Raw genomic sequence first — 1368 nt, 5'->3', positions numbered from 1 at the left:
GGGGAAAGGAATGTTCAGATAGGCGGCCTGCTCCGGCACCAGGCTCAGCGGCGTCATGCCGGGCTGGGTGTTGATTTCCAGCAGGTAGAGGTCGCCCTCCGCCTTCTCGGTATCGTCGTAGCGGAAGTCGGCCCGGCTCACCCCGCGGCAGCCCAGCGCCTTGTGAGCGGTCACCGCCATCTCGAGCGCGCGGTCGTAGATCTCGGCCGGGATCTGCGCCGGGATCACGTGGTCGGCGCGGCCGTCGGTGTACTTGGCCTCGTAGTCGTAGAAGCCCTCGCGCGGCCGGATCTCGGTCACCGCCAGGGGGCGGTCGCCCATGACCGCCACCGTGAGCTCGCGCCCGGCGATGAACCTCTCGACCATGAGCTTGGTCCCCGGCGGCCATTGGTCGAGGTCGACCGGCGGCAGGTTGGTGCCGTTCTTGATGATCCGCACGCCGACGCTGGAGCCCTCGTTCGCCGGCTTGACCACGTAGGGCCGCGGCAGGGCATCGCCCTTGGCCAGGTCCTCGACCTCGACCACCACGCCCTCGGGGCAGGCTAGGCCGGCGGCCTCGAAGAGCTGCTTGGCGACCGGCTTGTCCATGGCCAGGGCCGAGGCCAGCAGGCCCGAATGGGTATAGGGAATGCGCAGCAGCTCCAGGATGCCCTGGACGCAGCCGTCCTCGCCCCAGCGGCCGTGCAGGGCGTTGAACACCGCATCGGGGGCCGGGGTCAGCGCGTCCACCAGGGCCGCCACGTCGCGGCCGACGTCGATCTCGGTCACCTGGTAGCCGGCCTCGCGCAGGCCCTCGGCGCAGGCCTTGCCGGTCACCAGGGAGACCTCGCGCTCGGCCGAGACGCCGCCCATCAGAACGGCCACCGTCTTGCTCGAGATCTTCTGTGTCGTCTTGCTCATGGTTCACCTTCTCCAACAGTCGTTGCGCTTGCTGCTGGTTCGGCGTGAAGTCCGATGCGGCGGATCTCCCAGTCCAGGCGCACGCCGCTGTCGGCAAAGACACGGCGGCGCAGCTCCTCGCCCAGCTCCTCGAGCTCGGCGGCGCTGGCGCTGCCGCGGTTGATCAGGAAGTTGCAGTGCATCTCGGAGACCTGGGCATCGCCCCGCGTCAGCCCGCGGCCGCCCGCGGCGTCGATCAGCTCCCAGGCCTTGCGGCCGCCAGACTCGTCCGCTGGCGGGTTCTTGAAGGTCGAGCCGCCGGTGCGGTTGCCGATCGGCTGGCTGTCGAGGCGGGCCTCCTGGATCTCCTTCATGCGGGCCTGGATGGCGGCCGGCGCGTCGGCCCGGCCGGCCAGGCGGGCGGCGAGGAAGATCAGCTCGTCGGAGATGCCGGAATGGCGGTAGCTGAAGCCCATGTCGGCGGGGGAG

The 1368-nt window shown here is 70.2% G+C and carries 2 protein-coding genes; both read right to left on the bottom strand.

What is annotated here, in order from left to right; translation table 11 throughout:
* Positions 1-900 (bottom strand): D-alanine--D-alanine ligase (locus tag MJD61_18605; protein ID MCG8557275.1); only part of this gene is annotated, 900 nt, incomplete at its 3' end.
* Positions 897-1368: hypothetical protein (locus MJD61_18600; protein ID MCG8557274.1), on the bottom strand; the 472-nt coding region annotated here is incomplete at its 5' end. The genes MJD61_18605 and MJD61_18600, both read right to left, overlap by 4 nt.

The sequence above is a fragment of the Pseudomonadota bacterium genome (assembly GCA_022361155.1).
Lineage (GTDB): Bacteria > Myxococcota_A > Polyangia > Polyangiales > JAKSBK01 > JAKSBK01.
This window is presented reverse-complemented; position numbering and strand designations above follow the sequence as displayed.